Source organism: Streptomyces sp. NEAU-W12, assembly GCF_026242095.1.
In the GTDB taxonomy this organism is placed as follows: Bacteria; Actinomycetota; Actinomycetes; order Streptomycetales; family Streptomycetaceae; genus Streptomyces.
The window spans coordinates 1-1,144 of the sequence record NZ_JAPJDM010000093.1; the positions used below are offsets into that span (position 1 = coordinate 1).

At 68.7% G+C, this 1,144-nt stretch carries 1 protein-coding gene; it reads left to right on the forward strand.

What is annotated here, in order from left to right; translation table 11 throughout:
• Positions 1-77: 77 nt before the first annotated feature.
• Positions 78-1,144 (forward strand): integrase core domain-containing protein (locus tag ORI94_RS35205; protein ID WP_416237961.1); only part of this gene is annotated, 1,067 nt, incomplete at its 3' end.

Here is a 1,144-nt window from a genome sequence, read left to right on the forward strand (position 1 = left end):
TGTACCGCTCGGAAAGTCATCGCTGCAGGGGTGTACCCATGTCCTGGAGCGTCGGTAGCAGCTGGGATGCTGTCATGGTGATCGTCTCGTTGCTGTACAGGGTGACCCGGAAGCTGCTGGCCGTCCCCGGCGTACTGCTGCGCCGCGACACCACGAAGGAAGCTGAACTGTTCGTGCTGCGGCACGAGAACACGGTCCTGCGCCGCCAAATCGCAGGACCGGTGCGCTACGAGCCGGCCGACCGGTTCTGGTTTGTTGCCCTGTCCTCGCTGATACCGCGCCGTCGCTGGGCGCAGGTCTTCCCGGTCCAGCCCGGCACCGTACTGGCCTGGCACCGCAGGCTGATGGCGAAGAAGTGGGACTATTCCAAGCGCCGCGGCCGCACCGGCCGACCCCCGACCCCGGCCGCGCTGAAGAAGCTCGTCCTGCGCCTGGCCGAGGAGAATCCGAGGTGGGGCCATCGCCGGATTCAGGGCGAGCTGGCCCGGCTGGGGTACCCGATCTCACCGTCCACCGTCTGGCAGATCCTCAACGCTGCGGGCATCGACCCGGCCCCACGCCGCTCCGGCCCCGGCTGGCGCACGTTCCTCACTGCCCAGGCCGAGGGGATCATTGCCGCGGACTTCTTCCACCTCGACACCGTCCTGGGCAAGCGCTTGTACGTGCCGGCGTTCCTCGAGCACGGCACCCGGCGCCTGCACCTGACCGGAGTTACCGCCCACCCGACCGGCCAGTGGGCGGTGCAGCAGGCGCGCAACCTCGCCGCTGACTTCGGCACACGGATGGAGTCCCTGCGTTTCATGCTGCGCGACCGCGACACCAAATACACCGAGGCCTTCGACGCCGTCTTCCAGTCGGAGGACGTGGACGTGCTGCTCAGCGCGCCCCGGGCGCCGCGAATGAACGCCCACTGCGAGCGCGTGATCGGCACGATCCGCCGGGAAGCCCTGGACCACGTGCTGATCGTGAACGAGGCCCATGGGCGTCGCGTCCTCGGCCGGTACCAGGATCACTACACCGGGCACCGGCCTCACCAGGCCCGGAACCAACTCCCGCCCGACGTGAGCGAGGAACCCGCCGCCGAACGCCAGCACGGCCATCCCGACAAACTCCTACGCACCCGCATCCTCGGCGGAGCGATCAA